Source organism: Desulfotomaculum sp. OF05-3 (assembly GCF_003435535.1).
Taxonomy (GTDB): Bacteria; Bacillota; Clostridia; order Lachnospirales; family Lachnospiraceae; genus Pilosibacter; species Pilosibacter fragilis.
On the sequence record NZ_QWGO01000008.1, the window covers coordinates 107,941 to 126,291 of the forward strand.

General features: G+C 50.3%; 19 protein-coding genes and 1 tRNA gene. 13 read left to right on the forward strand and 7 right to left on the reverse strand.

What is annotated here, in order from left to right; genetic code table 11:
- Positions 1-29: 29 nt before the first annotated feature.
- The 5 genes from DXA87_RS06480 to trmB form a co-directional block, all read right to left on the reverse strand.
- Positions 30-998: a P1 family peptidase gene (locus DXA87_RS06480; protein ID WP_117471182.1), complete on the reverse strand. Its 969-nt coding sequence runs from the start codon at positions 996-998 to the stop codon at positions 30-32.
- A 259-nt stretch (positions 999-1,257) separates the two neighbouring features.
- Positions 1,258-1,330, reverse strand: a tRNA-Lys gene (locus tag DXA87_RS06485).
- Positions 1,331-1,523: 193 nt separating this feature from the next.
- A complete protein-coding gene (gene trxA, locus DXA87_RS06490; protein WP_117470992.1) occupies positions 1,524-1,841 on the reverse strand; it encodes a thioredoxin in 318 nt (105 codons plus the stop codon).
- Between the two features lie 97 nt (positions 1,842-1,938).
- Positions 1,939-2,076, reverse strand: a complete 138-nt coding sequence (locus DXA87_RS18125) for a hypothetical protein (RefSeq protein WP_165859928.1) — start codon at positions 2,074-2,076, stop codon at positions 1,939-1,941.
- 47 nt (positions 2,077-2,123) lie between these two features.
- Positions 2,124-2,768 (reverse strand): tRNA (guanosine(46)-N7)-methyltransferase TrmB, encoded by a 645-nt coding sequence (gene trmB / locus DXA87_RS06495; protein WP_117470993.1) that lies wholly within the window; start codon positions 2,766-2,768, stop codon positions 2,124-2,126.
- A 333-nt stretch (positions 2,769-3,101) separates the two neighbouring features.
- On the opposite strand from trmB, the gene DXA87_RS06500 reads away from it, so the two are divergent.
- Positions 3,102-3,911: an SH3 domain-containing protein gene (locus DXA87_RS06500; protein ID WP_015552858.1), complete on the forward strand. Its 810-nt coding sequence runs from the start codon at positions 3,102-3,104 to the stop codon at positions 3,909-3,911.
- A 116-nt stretch (positions 3,912-4,027) separates the two neighbouring features.
- Here DXA87_RS06500 and DXA87_RS06505 read toward each other — a convergent pair whose 3' ends face one another.
- The gene (locus DXA87_RS06505; RefSeq protein WP_117470994.1) at positions 4,028-4,942 is read right to left on the reverse strand and encodes a LysR family transcriptional regulator; all 915 of its coding nucleotides are present in this window, start codon (positions 4,940-4,942) and stop codon (positions 4,028-4,030) included.
- Between the two features lie 274 nt (positions 4,943-5,216).
- On the opposite strand from DXA87_RS06505, the gene DXA87_RS06510 reads away from it, so the two are divergent.
- From DXA87_RS06510 to DXA87_RS06560, 11 genes are all read left to right on the forward strand, one after another.
- Complete coding sequence (locus DXA87_RS06510) at positions 5,217-5,528, forward strand: ATPase (RefSeq protein ID WP_117483838.1); 312 nt, start codon at positions 5,217-5,219, stop codon at positions 5,526-5,528.
- Positions 5,529-5,531: 3 nt separating this feature from the next.
- Positions 5,532-6,587, forward strand: coding sequence for a V-type ATPase subunit (locus DXA87_RS06515; RefSeq protein ID WP_117470996.1), 1,056 nt, complete (start codon positions 5,532-5,534; stop codon positions 6,585-6,587).
- Between the two features lie 17 nt (positions 6,588-6,604).
- Positions 6,605-8,533, forward strand: coding sequence for a V-type ATPase 116kDa subunit family protein (locus DXA87_RS06520; RefSeq protein WP_117470997.1), 1,929 nt, complete (start codon positions 6,605-6,607; stop codon positions 8,531-8,533).
- A 180-nt stretch (positions 8,534-8,713) separates the two neighbouring features.
- Positions 8,714-9,145: an ATP synthase subunit C gene (locus DXA87_RS06525; RefSeq protein ID WP_015552854.1), complete on the forward strand. Its 432-nt coding sequence runs from the start codon at positions 8,714-8,716 to the stop codon at positions 9,143-9,145.
- A gap of 45 nt (positions 9,146-9,190) precedes the next feature.
- Positions 9,191-9,499, forward strand: coding sequence for a V-type ATP synthase subunit F (locus DXA87_RS06530; RefSeq protein WP_117470998.1), 309 nt, complete (start codon positions 9,191-9,193; stop codon positions 9,497-9,499).
- A gap of 1 nt (position 9,500) precedes the next feature.
- Positions 9,501-10,154, forward strand: a complete 654-nt coding sequence (locus DXA87_RS06535) for a V-type ATP synthase subunit E (RefSeq protein WP_348982210.1) — start codon at positions 9,501-9,503, stop codon at positions 10,152-10,154.
- An 87-nt stretch (positions 10,155-10,241) separates the two neighbouring features.
- Complete coding sequence (locus DXA87_RS06540; RefSeq protein ID WP_117503607.1) at positions 10,242-12,008, forward strand: V-type ATP synthase subunit A; 1,767 nt, start codon at positions 10,242-10,244, stop codon at positions 12,006-12,008.
- Between the two features lie 14 nt (positions 12,009-12,022).
- Positions 12,023-13,420: a V-type ATP synthase subunit B gene (locus DXA87_RS06545; protein WP_015552849.1), complete on the forward strand. Its 1,398-nt coding sequence runs from the start codon at positions 12,023-12,025 to the stop codon at positions 13,418-13,420.
- Between the two features lie 12 nt (positions 13,421-13,432).
- Positions 13,433-14,053 carry a V-type ATP synthase subunit D gene (locus DXA87_RS06550; RefSeq protein WP_117471000.1) on the forward strand — a complete coding sequence of 207 codons (621 nt, stop codon included), beginning with the start codon at positions 13,433-13,435 and terminating at the stop codon, positions 14,051-14,053.
- Positions 14,050-14,769: a TIGR01906 family membrane protein gene (locus DXA87_RS06555; RefSeq protein ID WP_117503608.1), complete on the forward strand. Its 720-nt coding sequence runs from the start codon at positions 14,050-14,052 to the stop codon at positions 14,767-14,769. The genes DXA87_RS06550 and DXA87_RS06555 overlap by 4 nt, the downstream gene beginning before the upstream one ends.
- Positions 14,770-14,971: 202 nt before the next feature.
- Entirely contained in the window at positions 14,972-16,516 is a 1,545-nt protein-coding gene (locus DXA87_RS06560) for a D-alanyl-D-alanine carboxypeptidase family protein (RefSeq protein ID WP_117503609.1), read from the forward strand.
- A 135-nt stretch (positions 16,517-16,651) separates the two neighbouring features.
- Here DXA87_RS06560 and DXA87_RS06565 read toward each other — a convergent pair whose 3' ends face one another.
- Complete coding sequence (locus tag DXA87_RS06565) at positions 16,652-17,626, reverse strand: 3'-5' exonuclease (protein WP_117503610.1); 975 nt, start codon at positions 17,624-17,626, stop codon at positions 16,652-16,654.
- 252 nt (positions 17,627-17,878) lie between these two features.
- Between DXA87_RS06565 and DXA87_RS06570 the strand changes: the two genes are divergently transcribed.
- Positions 17,879-18,283, forward strand: coding sequence for a VOC family protein (locus tag DXA87_RS06570; RefSeq protein WP_133304030.1), 405 nt, complete (start codon positions 17,879-17,881; stop codon positions 18,281-18,283).
- Positions 18,284-18,351: the final 68 nt, after the last annotated feature.

Consider the following 18,351-nt stretch of genomic DNA (forward strand, 5'->3'; position numbering starts at 1 on the left):
TGCCGGGCAGCCGCTCTTTTTCACTATTTTTACAAATCCTTCGCTCCAACAAGTCCGTAGGCCGACTCCGCGCTCCTCACAGCCCTCAGGATCGCCTCCGCCATAACCTGGGCACCGAGGGTTCCGACCATATCCTGATCTGCCTTCACATCGCCCACAGACAGAGCGTAGATGCTGTCTCCGTCGGAAGAGGTATGAACAGGACGGATCGCCCGCGCATAGCCGTCGTGGGCCATCCCGGCGATCTTGCAGAGGCTGCTCTTCGGGAATGCCGCGTTCGTAATCACCGCACCGATGGTCGTATTCTCTGTCGCGCCGGTGAACTTGTTCTTGATCACTTCATAGCTCTTATAAACGGCTTCTTCTGTGTCCGCAAATGTCTTCCTGTCCGCATTTAAAAGACCGGCGACCTTCTTTCCGTCCTTCCAGTCATAGATATCGCCTCTCGCATTCACCGCAACGATTGCGCCGACCTTCAGATCCCCAATCTGCACCGCATAGCTTCCGATTCCGCCCTTCATGCAGAGAGACTTGTCCCCCAGCTTTCCGACGGACGCGCCTGTTCCAGCGCCGAAGTTTCCATCCTGATAATTATTCTTCTCCGCGCCCTCGCATGCCGCGTATCCCATGGCCTTATCCGGTCTCGTCTTAAAATCCCCGACCATCAGGTCAAACAGGCAGGACTCGCATACAAGCGGTACCTTCGTGATTCCCACATCAAAGCCGATCCCACGTTCTTCCAGATACTCCATAACGCCCCCAGCCGCGTCCAGACCGAACGCACTTCCGCCGCTGAGTAAAACTGCCTGGATCACGTCAGCTGCCGCCATAGGCTTTAAAAGCTCTGATTCCCTGGATGCCGGACCGCCCCCGCGGACATCCAGCCCGGCTGCTGCGCCCCGCTCGCAGATAATAACCGTACACCCGGTCCCCGCTTCTTTATTCTCTGCGCTGCCGATCCTGATGTTTTCGATCTCTGTGATTTTGATTTCTTTCATCCTTTTAATCTCCCTTTAATTACCTGTGATTCCGAAACAGGATCCCCTAAATGAGGATCCTGTTGGTAAATTTTTCATACACTTTTTCTATTTATATAGTATATCACATTTTAAAATTAAATTAAAATCATAAAATCGGGAATATATAATGAATAACAAATATTTGAACGAATGATATGATTATTGAATGATTCGATATCAGTGTAACAAAAAACACCGTCCCGGCGGCTTATCATCCGCTAAAACAGTGCTTTTTTCGTGCACCTTCAGGGATTCGAACCCTGGACAAATAGATTAAGAGTCTACTGCTCTACCAGCTGAGCTAAAGGTGCTTGGTTTGTTGTTTTTCTTTGTTTTGTTTGCCTCATCCGTGGCACGTTTTGTATTATAGGATAAACCAAGAAAAAAGTCAACACCTTTTTTGAATTTTTTTTAATTTTTTTGTTTTTCAAAAAACAGGTACAAATGAAACGATTAAAAAAGCCAGCAAACATGCGGGTTTGCCGGCTTTTTTGTCCCTGTTTCTTACAACATCTCTTTGATCGCATTTTCCAGAACTTCTTTATCCTGAAGTCCAACGCTCTTGGAAAAAATTTCTCCATCCTTGAAAAGAATGATCGTCGGGATAGACATAACTCCGTAGCGGGCAGCAATATCACTGTTCTCGTCTACATCGAGTTTGCCGATCTTTACTTTTCCGTCGTACTCCTCAGCGAGCTCTTCGATCACCGGAGCCATCATACGGCACGGGCCGCACCATGTCGCAAAGAAATCCACAACTACCGGGATCTCTGAGCCCAGAACATCAGCATCAAAATTTGCGCTTGTAAATACTGTTTCCATATTATTTTCTCCTTCCATTAATATCCTGCTGCATTCAAAGCTTTTCCACCGCATTCGCTTACCGCTCCGGCGGTCACAGAAAACCTCTCTGCCGCGCTTATTTTTTCTTTCTGCCGCAGACAACATCATTTGCCTCGTCAAAACATTTCCTGATCCGGATAATTTTCCGATTCAGTTCCATCTTGTCGCAGGTTGCCTGTGAGAGCCACCGCTTTACGCATGCCCACATACTCATCCGGCACACGGCCTTTCCGTCATTTCACGTCTATTATATGCAGATATTTATGACTTATCACGGCGGGCGGTCAGCTTACAGATCGGCTTGCCCTCCGCGGAGAACTTCGTCTCGTACTCTGTCATAACATTTCCCTCGGCCATATCGCTGTGGTGAAGATCAAATGTATGGGATGTCACCTGCCAGCCTGCCTCCGGAATGGATTCTAAAGAATAGCGGAACAGGTCCTGATTGTCGGTCTTAAACTCGATAATTCCGTCCGGCTGTAAAATCTTATCATACACGGCAAGGAAACGGTCTGATGTCAGGCGGCGCTTCGCATGGCGGTCCTTCGGCCACGGATCCGAGAAATTTAAGTAGATCCGCTCCACCTCATTATCCGCGAACACCTCCGTAAGCTCTAAGGCATCGATCCTCATAAAATAAATATTAGAAAGCTCCAGCTCCGCGCGCTTCTGAAGTCCGCGAAGCAGAACGCTGGAGTAACGCTCGATTCCCACGTAATTGATATCCGGGTTCATCTGGGCAAGCTCCATGATGAATTTTCCTTTTCCCATTCCGACCTCAATGCGGATCGGATTATCGTTTCCAAAAAATTCATGCCACCTTCCCTTCAGTGACTGCGGATCCTGGACCACATATGGGCTCTCAGCAATCTCTTCTTCCGCGCCTTTGATATGGCGTAATCTCATAATGTATTTCCTCCTGATATTGCTTGTGTCTCATTTTATCATTGAAAGCCTTATTTTGCAAGGTAACAGTGACGCGCAGAATTTTTCTTTCAATATATCTTTTGGAAACAGAAAATTCTTAAATTGTCCAAAAATTTTTCGTGCAATTTTCCCACTGTTCCAGTATAATAAAGATAATGGCTGACAAAATCGCTCTTTTCGTGTCTGTGATCGTTTCATCAGGCGCACAGCATTACATAGAAGGAAACGGCATCTGTGAGTATCCGGCACCTTCACCGGCACCGGATTTTCACCTTCACGCGCCGTTAAAATACATAAAACGGAGGGATTTATATGGCAAGAAACGACATTCCTAACGGATGGGATAAGATCCGTCAGAATGTTCAGGAGACCGAGCGTCTCATGGGACAAAAACAATACAACCAGTCCATGATCAAAGCAAAACAGACCGTGGAATACATGGTTAAGCTCCAATGTGAACAGGCGGGGATCATGGAAGGCTCCATGGACTCTATGATCCACGAGCTCTACAACAACGGCTGGATCTCAAAATCCACCGCCGAGCACTACTTACAGATCTACGACATCGGCACAAAAGCCGCAAAAAACGGCGATAACGGTGCCTACAATGCAAACCAGGCCTACCACGTGCTGTCCCAGGAGATCTACTCCTTTGCAGACAACGGGAAAGCCCCCCGCGGAAGACGCCCGGCCGGTAGCCGTCCCCAGCAGTCCAGAAACCGCAGCGCCGGTTCCCGGCAGTCCGGAAGCGGCATGCAGCCGGCTGATCTTTTAAAATTTGTGGTTCCGATCGTCCTCGTGATCATCCTGATCGTCCTGATCCGTGTCCTCACGCCGAAGAAACCGGCTACAGAGGAGACCTCCGCACCAGTGATCACAACGGAAACAGCAGAGACCACAGCCCCGGAGACTGAACCGGAGAGCACAGCTTCCGGCTCCTCCTACAAGACAACAACGACCTTGAACGTCCGCAAAGAACCGTCCACCGACGCGGACCGCATCGGAAAACTGGACCCGGGCGCATCCGTTGAATATCTCCGCGACCACGACGATACCTGGGCCGTCATCAAGTACAACGGACAGGAAGCCTATGTCGCGAAGGAATTTCTAACAGCGGAGTAATAACTTATTGGAATATCAAATTCAAAAAAGCTCTAAAGCCAATATTTAGGGCGGGATTCCGATGGATCCCGCCCTATTGCTGACTTCAGAGTTCTTTTTTCATTTATACTACATTCTTACACCGTCACATCTCCCATCCCCGACGGGTCTTTCTCAAAATACTTACAGAAATAATTCACAAACTCATCCACCACCGGCTTATTTCCTGCCTGCTCAAACACCGTGACCACCAGGTCACGCCTGCAGTTCGGGTAACGGATCGGGATCAGGACAACACCATGCCCCGGCTTTCCACCCCAGGCTTTTTCCGGCCAGAAGCCGATTCCAAGCCCTGCCGCGATCAGGTTGCGCACCGACTCCGGACTGTTGCTCTCAAACACCGCCTGAGGGCGGATCCCCGCTCTCCGGCAGAAATCATCGCAGATCCCGCGGAGCTGCCAGCCGTTTCCGAGACGGATGAAATTTTCTTCCTTCACTTCCCGCAGATCGACGGTCTTATGTTTCGCAAACTTTGAATCCGGCGGTACTGCCAGAAAAATCTCCTCCCTCAGATATTCCCGTCTTACCACGCCATCTGGAAGTTCCTGCGGATGCGGAGGCGTCACAGATATAGCGATCCTTGATTCGATATGGATATCACAGCTCTCCGTCATCTCAAGCTGGGATACCTGAAACTGGACATCCGGTTTCAGGGCCCGATAGGAAATAATACTGTTCGTAATGAGGTTCGACGCGGACAGGAAATTTAAATAGATCGTGCGCTCCGATGAATAAACCGACTCCCAGAGCTCATCCTTTAGATTATCGATGGATTCCAGAATCGGGATCAGGCGTTTTTTCAGGAGTTTCCCCTGTTCGTTGAGCTCGATCCGGTGATTTTTCCGGTCAAAAAGGCTTACGCCGAGCTCCGTCTCCAGACGCTTGATGGACTGGGACAATGCCGGCTGGGCGATATGCAGATCTTCTGCCGCTTTTGTCAGATTTTCATACCGCGCTGCCGCCAAAAAATACCGAAACTGCTGGATTTCCATATCATTCCCCCTTTTTCTTTCGCGCCTTAACGATCATGTTAATTTTGTGCTAATTTTTTGTTCATTTATAGCATTTTCCGATTATTATAACATTCATGTTATAACAGCATAATTATTATATATTTGAAATTCCTGATTTTCAAGCTATATTATAATGTTACCGGGGTCAGACACCCAGGAAAACCTGACTTGAATTTTACCGCAGAAAACTCCGAGGTTTCTGGCCCCATCCCCCCGGATGAGGGAAAATCCTTCTCAGAAAGGAGACAAATCAATGAACAATATCATCAATCAGCTCTCCCAGATTGAAGAAAAGACTGTCGCGATCTTAGACGGCGCTGCTGACAAGAAAAAAACTCTTGCAGCAGAATATGAGGCAAAGACGAAACAGTTTGACAAGGAGCTGAATCATGAAACCGAACTGGAGATCCAGTCCATGCGCCAGAAAATGGAGGCAGAAGCCGCCGCGGAGCTTGACAGGCAGAAAACCGCCGCCGGTGACCAGATCGCCCGCCTGGAACAGCATTACGAAGAAAAGCATTCCTGGTATGTGGACTCCCTCTTCCGTTCTATGACCGAGGTGTGATCTATGGGAAGTCTCATCACTTACAGTGCGATCGCTGCCAAGCTTGCCGCGATGCGCGGGCATTTCCTCACGGATGATGAGTTCTCGGTCCTCGCGGGAATGGAGAATGTACCGGCTGCGGTCGAATACCTGAAAAGTTCTCCCGCCTACAGGGATGTTTTTTCCGGTGTCGAAAATGAGGAACTCCACAGAAGTAAGATCGAAGAGCTTTTGTGGCACTCCCTCTATGGTGATTTCTCAAGGCTGTTCCGATTCGCAAACGGAACCCAGAGAAAATTTCTGGATCTCTACTTTCTCCATTTCGAGATCGATGTCATGAAACGGTGTCTGAGGGACGCGGTTTCCGGAAAACGCTCAGATTTGAACTTTAAGAGCTTTGAGCCCTTCTTCCGAAAGCACTCCCACCTGGATTTCACCGCCCTGACTGATTCAAAAGATCTGGACGAATATCTGGACAGCATTCAGAACACCCCTTATTATGGTCCGTTAAAGGACTTAAGGGATCAGGGCATCACTTCCCTGTCTGAGTTCGAATCTGCTCTGGACATCCTGTACTTCATCCGTTTCTGGAAAAGTTTAAAAGACCAGCTTTCAAAAGACGACCGGGAGGCCATCGCCGACTGTGCCGGTGAAAAGATCGATCTTTTAAATATTGAATGGCTCGCAAGAGCGAAACGCCACTACAAATTATCTGCCGATGCCATTATGGAGCTTCTGATCCCCGTATGGCACCGTTTAAAAAAGTCCCAGGCAAGGGAGCTTGCCGAAGCGCCGTCTATAGAGGAATTTGACCGGATCCTAAAGGGGACCCGCTACGGAAACCGGATCTTTCGGGCATCCGGCGAACAGCAGGAGAATCCGGAACTGCATTCCCTGTTCCGGGCGCTTCTGGATGCTGTGTACAGCAAATCCGGACGGAATGATCCGTATTCCGCGGCTGCGTTAAACAGCTACTTCTATTTTAAGGAAGAAGAGATCAGAAAAATCATCACCACCGTTGAGGGGATCCGTTACAGCCTTGGCAGTTCAGAAATTCTCACCTGCCTGGCAGAAAGTTAGAAAAGGGGGTATGCTCTGTGATCGAAAAAATGAAATTCGTCAGCATCTCCGGGCCAAAGAACGATCTGGACCGAATGGTCAACCAGTATCTCTCCCACTATGAGATCCAGCTGGAAAACGCGCTGACCGAATTAAGATCCGCATCAAAATTAGAACCATATCCCGGAACCAATCCATACCGGGAACCGCTTCAGAAAGCGCAGAAACTTCTCGCTTCCTGTCCCGGCGCAAAACAGCAGGAGATTTCCACCGGAACAATGCCTGTGGAGAACGCCATCACACTTGTAAATGACATGGATACGGAGCTCGCCGCCTCCGATGAGGAGCGGGAGTCCTTAAAGGCAAAAGAAAAAGAAGTCTCTTCCCTGTTGGAGCAGGTACGCCTGTATGTGGAACTGGACTTCGATATTCCGGCAATTCTGAAGCTGAAGCACATCAAGTACCGGTTCGGACGTATCAGAAAAGAAAGCTTCCCGCAGCTTCAGGCATTCGCCGACCGCTCGGATGAGACGATCCTGTTCAAATGCCACGAATCAGACCACTATATTTCTTTGCTCTACTTCACACCGGATATCACCTCCGACCGGATCGACACCGTCTTCTCGTCCCTGCAGTTCGAGAGGATCTATCTCCCGGATGAGTACGCCGGAACCCCGAAGACCGAGGTCGAACGTCTGGAAAACGAGCTTGCAAATCTGAAAGCAAAGGAACAGGCCCTGGACGCAAAAGATTCCGGGTACCTGCTGACGAGACAGACCAGTCTCCGGGATGCCAGCCAGGTGCTGAAATCCTATGAAGCAAACTTCAATGTGAGAAAGTATGCGGCATGCACTCATGATAAGGATCATCCGTTCTACATTCTCTGCGGCTGGATGACAAAAGAGGACGCGGAAGCTCTCCACAGGGACCTCGCAAAGGACGCGGACACATTCTTCGTCTTAGAGGACAGCAAAGAGCACGTGACCAGCATTCCGCCCACCAAGTTAAAAAACATTCCGCTGCTGCGGCCGTTTGAGATGTTCGTAAAGATGTACGGACTTCCGTCCTACGACGAGTTTGATCCGACGCTTCTGATCGCCATCACCTACTCCATCTTCTTCGGCTTCATGTTCGGAGATGCCGGACAGGGCCTTGTCCTTCTGATCGGCGGTTTCCTGCTCTATAAGTTCAAAAAGATCGATCTGGCAGCCATTATCTCCTGCTGCGGATTCTTCTCAACGATCTTCGGATGCCTCTTCGGAAGCGTCTTCGGATTTGAAGATGTGATTCCGGCGCTGTGGTTAAAGCCGACCGAAGCCATGACGGATCTTCCGTTTGTGGGTCGTCTGAACACCGTGTTCGTCGTTGCCATTGCTCTCGGCATGGGAGTCATCCTCTTTACGATGATCTTAAACATGATTACGAGCTTTAAGAACCATGACACCGAAAAGACCTGGTTCGATACAAACGGTCTCGCAGGCTTCGTCTTTTATTTCAGTCTTGCAGCCACCATCGTAATGTTCATGAGCGGACATACACTTCCGGCTGCAGCGGTCCTGATCATCATGTTCGTCCTGCCGCTTCTCGTGATGTTCTTTAAGGAACCGCTCACAGCAGTTCTGGAAAAGAAATCTGAGAAGATCTCCGGTGGCGTGGGAATGTTCATCACACAGGGATTTTTCGAGCTGTTTGAAGTACTCTTAAGCTACTTCTCCAACACGCTTTCCTTCGTCCGTGTGGGCGCCTTCGCCGTCAGCCATGCAGCCATGATGCAGGTTGTTTTAATGCTCGCAGGCGCAGAAACCGGAGCACCGTCCATACCGGTCATTGTTCTCGGAAACCTGTTCGTGTGCGGCATGGAGGGCCTGATCGTCGGGATCCAGGTACTCCGTCTCGAGTACTACGAGCTGTTCAGCCGGTTCTATAAAGGAAGCGGCCGGGAATTTAAACCGTTCTACGAGAAATAAGAATAAATGGTAACTGTTCAGTAGGTCTGCGCACTTGCTGCGCTGACCGTAATAAAACATAGGCTGGAAGGCAAAAATCCCATCAGCGAAGCTGATCTGGAATGGATTTTTGCGTGTAACTATGAAGGCACTGAATCGTTACAATAAATGGTAAAATACAGATTTTAGGAGGTCATCGTCATGACAATCGCAGTAAAACTTCTTTTAACCGTTGCACTTATTTTCAGCATTGCTGTCCCCTTCGGAGCTTTCGCCGCAGGTGAAAAGACAAAAGGACGCTATAAAACAGCCCTCGCAGCCAACACCGTAATGTTCTTCGGAACCATGCTCTTCGCCGTCTGCGTACTCTTTGGCGGCACTGCATTCGCAGCCGAGTCCACAGCTGCAGCTGGCGGCATCTCCACCGGTATGGGCTACATCGCAGCTGCTCTTTCCACCGGACTTTCCTGTATCGGCGGCGGCGTTGCCGTTTCCGCGGCAGCATCCGCAGCACTTGGCGCTATCAGTGAGGATTCCTCCATTCTTGGTAAATCTCTTATCTTCGTAGGTCTTGCCGAAGGTGTCTGCCTGTACGGACTTATCATCTCCTTCATGATCATCGGTAAACTTTAATGCCTGACAACATGGCTGAACTATTACCAGGAATGGAGACCGGCTATGAGAATGTATTTGATCAGCGATAATACCGACACGCTGACCGGCATGCGGCTGGCGGGCGTGGACGGTGTGATCGCAAATGAAAAAGGAACGCTGGAAAAGGCGTTGAACGAAGTGTTAAAAGACAAAAATATCGGGATCATCCTGCTCACCGAAGCTCTCGGAAAGAAGTATCCGGAGCTGGTTAAGACGGTACGCACAGAACATAAAAAGCCGCTTCTCATCGAAATCCCGGACCGCCACGGAACAGGACGGCGGCCCGATTTCATCACGGCATATGTAAATGACGCGATCGGACTAAAGTTATAGTATGCACACAGCGGTTCCGTCCGCAGGCGACAGCGATCCGGAACCGCTGCAGATCGATATTGGAATCAAGGAGGTGGCTGCTTTGACAACCGAAGAAAAATTACAGCATTTTGAAGACATCTGCACAGGCGACGCATTAAAGAAATACGAGCAGGCAGTCTCTGATTATACCGCTTATGAGGAAAAGATCCTGAATGAGCATAAAGAAAACGCCAGAAAGCAGGCAGCATTGCAGATCGCTGCCGAAAAAGAGCGGATCGCACGGGAGACCAACAAAAACCTGTCCTTAGGCCAGATCGAGATCCGCCGTTCCTACAGCAGAAAAGATGAGGAACTCCGCGGAAAAGTCTTCTCTGAGCTTCGCGACAAACTGGCGCGGTTCATGGAGACCCCGAAATATGACACACTCTTAGAGGCGCAGATCAAAAAAGAAAAAGCATTTGCAGGATCCAGTGAGATCCATATCTATATCGACCCGTCCGACAGGGAAAAGCAGAATCTTTTATCCTTAAGGACCGACTGCGACATCCGCGTCAGCCAGTACCCGTTTCTCGGCGGCACGCGGGCCGTCATCGCCTCGAAAAATATCCTGATCGATAACTCCTTTGAGACGAAGCTCAAAGAAGCTGAACAGGACTTCCAGTTCTCACTGTAACTGTGCGATACGTTTCCGCGGGCAGCGCAGTACACGCGCAGACCTGCCGGCCAGTTACTTTTTATAACATTTTTGGAGGAAATCAACATGGCTGCAAAAGGCACAATTTACGGGATCAACGGCCCGATCGTCTATATTGCCGGTGATTCCGGTTTTCAGATGAATGAGATGGTCTACGTCGGAGAGGCAAACCTCGTCGGCGAGGTCATCGGACTGACCTCCGAACGCACAACGATCGAGGTCTATGAGGAGACCACAGGTCTGAAGCCCGGAGAGCCGGTCACAGGAACAGGAGCTCCTGTCTCCGTCACACTTGCCCCCGGCATTATCACAAATATTTTTGATGGAATCGAACGTCCGTTAGCCGCTATCAAAAAATCAAGCGGCTATTATATTGACCGCGGTGTTCATGTAACATCCCTTGATACAGAAAAGAAATGGCAGACCCACATGACCGTAAAGCGCGGCGATCATGTCTACGGCGGCACCATCATCGCGGAGGTTCCTGAGACGAGAGCCATCACCCATAAAGTCATGATCCCACCGGATCTGGAGGGTGATGTCCTCTCCGTTGTCTCCGACGGTGAATATACGATCAATGATACACTGATCACGCTTATGACAAAGGACGGAACGGAAAAAGCCATCACCATGACACAGAAGTGGCCGATCCGTATCCCGCGTCCGACCGTAAAGCGTTATCCGGCATCCAAACCGCTGATCACAGGACAGCGTATCCTTGACACCCTGTTCCCGCTCGCAAAGGGCGGCACGGCGGCGATCCCGGGCGGATTCGGTACCGGAAAGACCATGACCCAGCACCAGATCGCCAAGTGGTCCGATGCCGATATCATCATCTACATCGGCTGCGGCGAGCGTGGAAATGAAATGACACAGGTTCTGGAGGAATTCAGCGAGCTGATCGACCCAAAGAGTGGAAACCCACTGATGGAGCGGACTACGTTGATCGCCAATACCTCCAACATGCCGGTTGCCGCCCGTGAGGCGAGTCTTTACTCCGGCCTGACACTTGCAGAATACTACCGCGACATGGGATACAACGTAGCGATCATGGCAGACTCCACCTCCCGTTGGGCTGAGGCGCTCCGTGAGCTCTCCGGCCGTCTGGAGGAAATGCCGGCCGAGGAAGGTTTCCCGGCTTATCTGGCATCCCGCCTGTCCCAGTTCTATGAGCGTGCCGGAATGGTCCAGAACTTAAACGGAACGGAAGGTTCCGTATCCATCATCGGAGCCGTATCCCCTCAGGGCGGCGATTTCTCCGAGCCGGTCACACAGAACACCAAGCGTTTCGTCCGCTGCTTCTGGGGACTTGATAAGAACCTCGCCTACGCGAGACACTTCCCGGCGATCCAATGGCTGACCAGCTACTCGGAATACCTCACGGATCTTTCTTCCTGGTACTCTGAGCATGTGGATAAAAACTTTGTCAATTACCGTAACCAGCTCGTCACGATCCTGAATCAGGAAAGCAGCCTGATGGAGATCGTAAAACTGATCGGATCCGATGTTCTCCCTGATGACCAGAAGCTCGTCCTCGAGATCGCCAAGGTTATCCGTCTCGGTTTCCTTCAGCAGAACGCTTTCCATAAGGAAGATACCTGCGTTCCGCTGAAAAAGCAGTTTAAGATGATGGAGATCATCCTTTATCTCTATAAAAAATCCCGTGCCCTCGTTGCCATGGGCATGCCGGTATCCGTCCTCAAAGAAGAAAAGATCTTTGAGAAGATCATTGCCATCAAATATGACGTCCCGAATGACCGTCTCGACATGTTTGACGACTATAAGAAGCAGATCGATGACTTCTACAATTCCGTCATCGAGCGCAACGCATAAGGAGGCAGATCACAATGGCAGTCGAATATCTTGGCCTTAGTTCCTTAAACGGCCCTCTTGCCGTCCTCGAAGGCGTTTCCGGGGCATCTTATGATGAAATCGTGGAAATGACCGTCGACGGAAAAGAAAAGAAGCTCGGACGCATTATCGAGGCGTACGAGGATAAAGCCGTGATCCAGGTGTTTGAGAGCACCGGAAACATGGCATTGAAAAACACTCATACCCGTCTCACCGGACATCCGATGGAGATCGGCGTCTCCGCCGATATGTTAGGCCGTACTTTTGACGGTCTGGGAAATCCCATCGACGGTCTGGGACCGATCTTAGCTGATAAAAAACTGGATGTAAACGGAAAGCCGTTAAACCCGGTGGCCCGTGAATATCCGCGTAACTACATCCGTACCGGTATCTCCGCCATTGACGGTTTGATGACCCTGATCCGCGGACAGAAGCTCCCGATCTTCTCCGGAAACGGACTTCCCCACGACCAGCTGGCAGCACAGATCGTCATGCAGTCCTCTCTGGGAGACAATTCCGATGAAAAGTTCGCCGTCGTATTCGCAGCTATGGGCGTCAAGTACGATGTTGCCGAATACTTTGAACGTACCTTCCGCGAGAGCGGCGTTCTGGACCATGTTGCCATGTTTATCAATCTTGCAAATGACCCGGTCGTCGAGCGTCTGATCACACCGAAGGTTGCCCTCACAGTTGCCGAATACCTCGCATTTGAAAAAGGCATGCATATCCTGGTCATCCTGACGGATATGACCTCCTACGCTGAGGCGTTGCGTGAGGTTTCCTCCTCAAAGGGCGAGATCCCGTCCCGTAAGGGATATCCGGGATACTTATACAGTGATCTGGCATCTCTCTATGAGCGCGCCGGAATCGTCGCCGGAGTCAACGGATCTGTCACACAGATCCCGATCCTTACCATGCCGAACGATGATATCACCCACCCGATCCCGGACCTTACCGGTTACATCACAGAAGGTCAGATCGTTCTGGACCGCAGCTTAAACGGTCAGTCCATCTACCCGCCGATCAGCGTGCTTCCGTCCCTGTCCCGTCTTATGAAGGACGGCATCGGTGAGGGATTTACCCGTGAAGATCATCAGGATGTGGCAAACCAGCTGTTTTCCTGCTACGCAAAGGTGGGCGACGCGAGAGCCCTCGCATCTGTTATCGGTGAAGATGAGCTCTCCCCGATCGATAAAAAGTATCTGGAATTCGGCCGGGAATTTGAAAAACGGTTCATCGGACAGGATATCCATGACAACCGTACCATCATCGACACCTTAAATATCGGCTGGGAGCTTTTAGGACTTCTTCCGAGAGAAGAGCTCGACCGTATTGACACGAAGATCTTAGACAAGTATTATAAACCTGCAGACGCCGCTTCAGACGCTTCATAAGGAGGGGATCTCATGAATCCGAACACATTCCCCACCAAGGGAAATCTGATCCTTGCGAAAAACTCCCTCGCCCTTGCGACTCAGGGGTACGGACTGATGGATAAAAAGAGGAACATCTTGCTGCGGGAACTTATGGGCCTGATCGATCAGGCAAAAGCGATCCAGTCCGAGATCGATTCCACTTTTACCGCCGCCTACAAGGCACTCCAGAAGGCCAATATCGAGATGGGAATCCACTATGTGGAGGAGATCGCAGGTTCACTTCCCGTCACGGATGATATCCGGATCAAGGCGCGCAGCATCATGGGAACGGAGATCCCGCTTGTCGAGTATACACCGTCAAAAGATGAAAAACCGCCTTATTCGTTTTACAGCACCAGCGATTCGCTGGACGAGGCACGAATCGCCTTCGAGCGCGTGAAGGAACTGACCGCAGACCTCGCAACCGTGGAGACATCCGCCTACCGTCTTGCCGAGAGCATTAAGAAGACCCAGAAGCGGGCCAATGCATTGAAAAACATCACGATCCCGTCCTACCAGGCACTTGTGAAGGACATCACCAACGCCCTGGAGGAAAAGGACCGCGAGGAGTTCACAAGACTAAAAGTAATCAAACGGAGTACCACGAAATGACAAAAACAGCAAAGACCATTACCTACGCCGCCGGGATCTTCACCGCATTCTGGCTGATCATCGCGTTCCTTATCACGTCCGTTGAGGCAGTCACCTACTGGACGCCAGGATATTATGAGAAGGAATACACGAAATATCAGGTTCTGAATGATCTTCCTGAGATGACCATGGATGATCTTTTAGACGTTACCGATGAAATGATGGCATTTCTTCGCGGAAAGCGTGAAAACCTTCACGTATACACCACCATGGGCGGGGAATACCGGGAATTTTTTAATGACCGGGAGATTGCCCACATGGAGGACGTGCGGGGACTCTTCATCGGCGGCCTGTGGCTTCGCCGGATCGGGATCCTGATCACCCTATGCTTCGCGTCCCTGGCTTATTTCTGGGGACGTAAGAGTGCGGAGCGGACAGAGGCGTTAAAGCGCCTGATCCCGAAATCCCTCTGTATCGGCACCGGCGCAGTCTTTGCCGTAGCACTGGCCCTGATCGGCATTATATCCACAGACTTCTCAAAATATTTCATTGTTTTCCACAAAATCTTTTTCAACAATGATCTGTGGGTCCTCGATCCACGCACCGACATGCTCATCAACATCGTTCCGGAAGGTTTCTTCTTCGATACCGCCGCGCGGATCGCGCTGGTGTTTGCGGTGATCGTTGGGATGTTTTTTGTTGGGAATCTGGTATTATATAAAAGAGCCGGCAGGTAGATCTGCCGGTTTTTTTATATCATTTATCGGTTGCAGCCCTGTCTTCAAACTGCTATAATCCATAGTACGAGTACTGTGATCATTCAATCTTTCACAATTACAGGCAAAAATCCATTTCTGATCGGCTGTGCCGATGGGATTTGAGACATCAAAACAGCCGCCACGTCGGGTAAACATAGCGGCAATTTTTTCAAGGAGTTCCATGAAACGAATTTTAAGTATTTTTCTCTGTCTGACGCTGATCCTCGGCTTTTGTCCGGGACAGACGGCATATGCGGCGGCTGAGTGGCCGTCGGAGATCTCGATCTCGGCGGACGGCGGGATCCTAATGGACATCAATTCGGGAGCGGTTTTGTTTGAGAAGAACAGCCATGAACCGTATTATCCGGCAAGTATCACAAAGATCCTGACGGCACTGATCGTGATTGAAAACTGTGGGCTTGATGAGACCGTGACGTTCTCCAACACAGCGGTGAACTCTCTTGAGCCGAACTCCTCCATTCTGGGGGCCCGCGCCGGAGATACGTTAAGTGTCCGGGACTGTCTTTATGCCCTGCTTTTACAGTCCGCGAATGAGGTTGCAAACGCTCTGGCCGAACACTGCGCAGGCAGTATTGATGCTTTTGCGGAGAAGATGAATGAGAAGGCGGCGGAGCTTGGATGTACGGACTCCCATTTCGCAAACCCGAGCGGTCTGAATAATCCGAATCACTATGTATCCGCTTATGACATGGCTCTGATCGCGAAGGCGGCATTTAATAATCCGACATTTGTAGAGGTTGATTCCACAACATACTATGACGTTCCTGCGGGGAAATTAAAGCAGTACCCGGATGGCTGGCGCTACTACGCCCACCACAGAATGCTGCGGCGGAATGATTCCCTTTATTACGACGGTGCCATCGGCGGAAAGACCGGTTACACCTTGCTTGCGGGAAATACATTGGTGACATGCGCGGAGCGCGATGGAATGAAGCTCATAGCTGTCGTTCTCAATGGTCACCAGACCCATTATTCCGACACAAAAGCACTGTTTGACTATGGATTTAAAAATTTCAAGTCCGTTCCGGTTGCGGATCAGGACAGCACTTACAGCAAGGTGGCTGATGATCTGACGATCTCCGGGATCTTTTCCGGGAGTGCTACAAGACTCACGGTAAATAAAAACAGCGCGGTGACTTTACCTGCGGATGGGAGCTTCTCCGATGTGACTTCCACACTGGACTACGACCTGACTGACGATGCACCGGATGGGGCGATTGCACGGATCGATTACCGCTATGGGGATAAGCTTGTGGGACAGGCTTATCTGGAGGCGACTGTGACACAGGGATATGTGCCCGGAGCAGTGAATCAGAGCACGGATACCGCGGAGACTGAGACTGTGGCTGAAACCGTTCCTTCTAAGGCACCTGACAAGGAAACCGAACCTTCCTCTAAAAAAACGGGCAGCAATAAGACATCCTGGACCTCCTCTCCTGCTTTCGGCATTGTTAAGAAAGTCCTGATCGCTGCCGCTGTCATCGGAGCCATTGGCGGCGCCGTCTCCGGAATCATGATCTATCAGGAAAACAAGGCCCAGAACGAGCGTTTTCTCCGTCATCAGCGGCGCGAAAAACGTTTAAAGGAATGGGGATATTCTTCCACAGAATTTGATATGATCATGGAAAAGCACTTAAGATCCAAGTCCGGGATTAAGCAGCCGGGATTCCGGGAGCGGCTCAGAGATCGTTTTCGGAGACGATAAGTTTTATTTTATGTAAACTAAAAGAGCAGATGTATGCTTTTTGAAGCAATACCTCTGCTCTTTTTCTATCTTTTCACATCCGTTTTTTCAGGAGCAAAGTGCTCAATTGCTGCCGTATCTTCCGGGCTGCCGCCTCTATTCCACTCCATGGAGTTTCTTCTGCCTGCTTTTCTCCGCACGGCGGATCCGGGCCTCCTCTTTTTTCAGGAAAACAGCTTCTGCACCTTCCTCATCCACCGGTTTTACCGTCTTTACGGCAAAAACTCTGCCGTCCTCCGACTTTTTCATCCGGATTTTTCCTTTCATCATACCGTGTTCCGGGCATGTCGCAAGGCAGAGGTAATAGCGCTGCCCCGAGGAAAACCAGCGGATCTTTTTCCTCAACATCCGGCGGCACTTCGTGCAGACAACATCTGTCACCCGCTTCTCCTCCATCGCCTCTTCCTTTGTCTCAAACATCCGGGACACAAACTTCGTGTACTCCGGGAAACGCAGCGTGAACTCCTCATCCTCGCTCTCCGGCGGCATATAGTAGTCCACGGACACATAGTCCTTCACAGACTCAAAATCCATGGCCCGCATCACACGTCCCGTATACTCTGCGTCGCCAAGCGCCCTATGGAACGGCGCGTCCACGTCAAGTGCAAAGGACTCCACCGCCTCATCCAACGAAATTCTCGCCTTTCCGTCCTGATAACACAGGCTGTACAGTTTCTGGACATCATAAAAAAGGAACGGTTTCGGGAACGGGATCGTCATCCCATGATAGACCATGTTCCTCTGCAGCTCCGTAAGGTCCATACTTCCCCAGGTGCAGAATATGCAGTCCTCGCCGCACCATTTAAGGAAATCCTCCATCACCGCCGCAAACGGCTCTCCATCCCGCTCTAACTCTTCGATGGAAACATGGGTCACCTCAGAGATGATCCGGTGCATCTGGCGGTACACGCAGGGACGGATGATCCGGTGAAACTCCGCGACCTTCTCACGCTCTTCATTCAGTTTTACTGCTCCGATCTCAAAGATCTCAAAAGGAAGCCGCTCCACAGACGCTTCTTTACCGCCCGGGTTCTGGTTCCATTCCAAATCAAATACAATAAAATTTTTCATAATACAAGAGTATAGCACAGTTTTTTCTGCCCGTCACTGAGAAAATTGTTGCTGTACACGGGCAGGGATCAGTCGCTACTTTTTTCTTGCACTCTGTTTCAAATAATCCTATAATAAGCATAGTTTGAGATAGAAAAACTACAGCAACAGCGTTTCCGCCTCTGTAGGATCACTCAGGTAAGACCATCTGCTTCTGATCTGGTGCTTTTATCTGGAGATTTGCTGCGCTGGAACGCGGAAAGGATTCTTATCATGAAACACATCACAGGACTTGCGCATATCGCGCTTTTCACAAAGGATCTTGAAACATCCATAAAATTCTACGAATGTCTCGGTGGAAAGGTCACTGGACAGGCTGATGTCCAGAAGCCGCTTGGAACTAACCACATCAAGATCGTCAGCATGCCGGGCTTTGACCTCGAGATCATCGAGCCACATGACGGCACTGATGTGACCGCCCAGGGCGGTCTCTTCCCGCACATCGCAATCGAAGTCAATGACATCGACGCTGCCATCGCAGACTTAAAGGCAGCCGGGATCACAAACTTCCGGGGCGGTGTCGACAAGGCAGCTGACCTCCCGATCTTCGGCGGCATCCGCAACGCGTTTTTTATCGGACCGAACGGAGAACAGCTGGAGCTTTTACAGCATCTGTAAAATTCGGTTGACCGCAGATCATGCGGATCACTGTAATTTAACCTATTGTGCTATTTCAAATAAAACGT

Coding starts and splice junctions, on each gene's coding strand:
- DXA87_RS06480 (WP_117471182.1), bottom strand. CDS start 998: ATGAAAGAAATCAAAATCACAGAGATCGAAAACATCAGGATCGGCAGC.
- trxA (WP_117470992.1), bottom strand. CDS start 1,841: ATGGAAACAGTATTTACAAGCGCAAATTTTGATGCTGATGTTCTGGGC.
- DXA87_RS18125 (WP_165859928.1), bottom strand. CDS start 2,076: ATGAGTATGTGGGCATGCGTAAAGCGGTGGCTCTCACAGGCAACCTGC.
- trmB (WP_117470993.1), bottom strand. CDS start 2,768: ATGAGATTACGCCATATCAAAGGCGCGGAAGAAGAGATTGCTGAGAGC.
- DXA87_RS06500 (WP_015552858.1), top strand. CDS start 3,102: ATGGCAAGAAACGACATTCCTAACGGATGGGATAAGATCCGTCAGAAT.
- DXA87_RS06505 (WP_117470994.1), bottom strand. CDS start 4,942: ATGGAAATCCAGCAGTTTCGGTATTTTTTGGCGGCAGCGCGGTATGAA.
- DXA87_RS06510 (WP_117483838.1), top strand. CDS start 5,217: ATGAACAATATCATCAATCAGCTCTCCCAGATTGAAGAAAAGACTGTC.
- DXA87_RS06515 (WP_117470996.1), top strand. CDS start 5,532: ATGGGAAGTCTCATCACTTACAGTGCGATCGCTGCCAAGCTTGCCGCG.
- DXA87_RS06525 (WP_015552854.1), top strand. CDS start 8,714: ATGACAATCGCAGTAAAACTTCTTTTAACCGTTGCACTTATTTTCAGC.
- DXA87_RS06530 (WP_117470998.1), top strand. CDS start 9,191: ATGAGAATGTATTTGATCAGCGATAATACCGACACGCTGACCGGCATG.
- DXA87_RS06535 (WP_348982210.1), top strand. CDS start 9,501: ATGCACACAGCGGTTCCGTCCGCAGGCGACAGCGATCCGGAACCGCTG.
- DXA87_RS06540 (WP_117503607.1), top strand. CDS start 10,242: ATGGCTGCAAAAGGCACAATTTACGGGATCAACGGCCCGATCGTCTAT.
- DXA87_RS06545 (WP_015552849.1), top strand. CDS start 12,023: ATGGCAGTCGAATATCTTGGCCTTAGTTCCTTAAACGGCCCTCTTGCC.
- DXA87_RS06550 (WP_117471000.1), top strand. CDS start 13,433: ATGAATCCGAACACATTCCCCACCAAGGGAAATCTGATCCTTGCGAAA.
- DXA87_RS06555 (WP_117503608.1), top strand. CDS start 14,050: ATGACAAAAACAGCAAAGACCATTACCTACGCCGCCGGGATCTTCACC.
- DXA87_RS06560 (WP_117503609.1), top strand. CDS start 14,972: ATGAAACGAATTTTAAGTATTTTTCTCTGTCTGACGCTGATCCTCGGC.
- DXA87_RS06565 (WP_117503610.1), bottom strand. CDS start 17,626: ATGAAAAATTTTATTGTATTTGATTTGGAATGGAACCAGAACCCGGGC.
- DXA87_RS06570 (WP_133304030.1), top strand. CDS start 17,879: ATGAAACACATCACAGGACTTGCGCATATCGCGCTTTTCACAAAGGAT.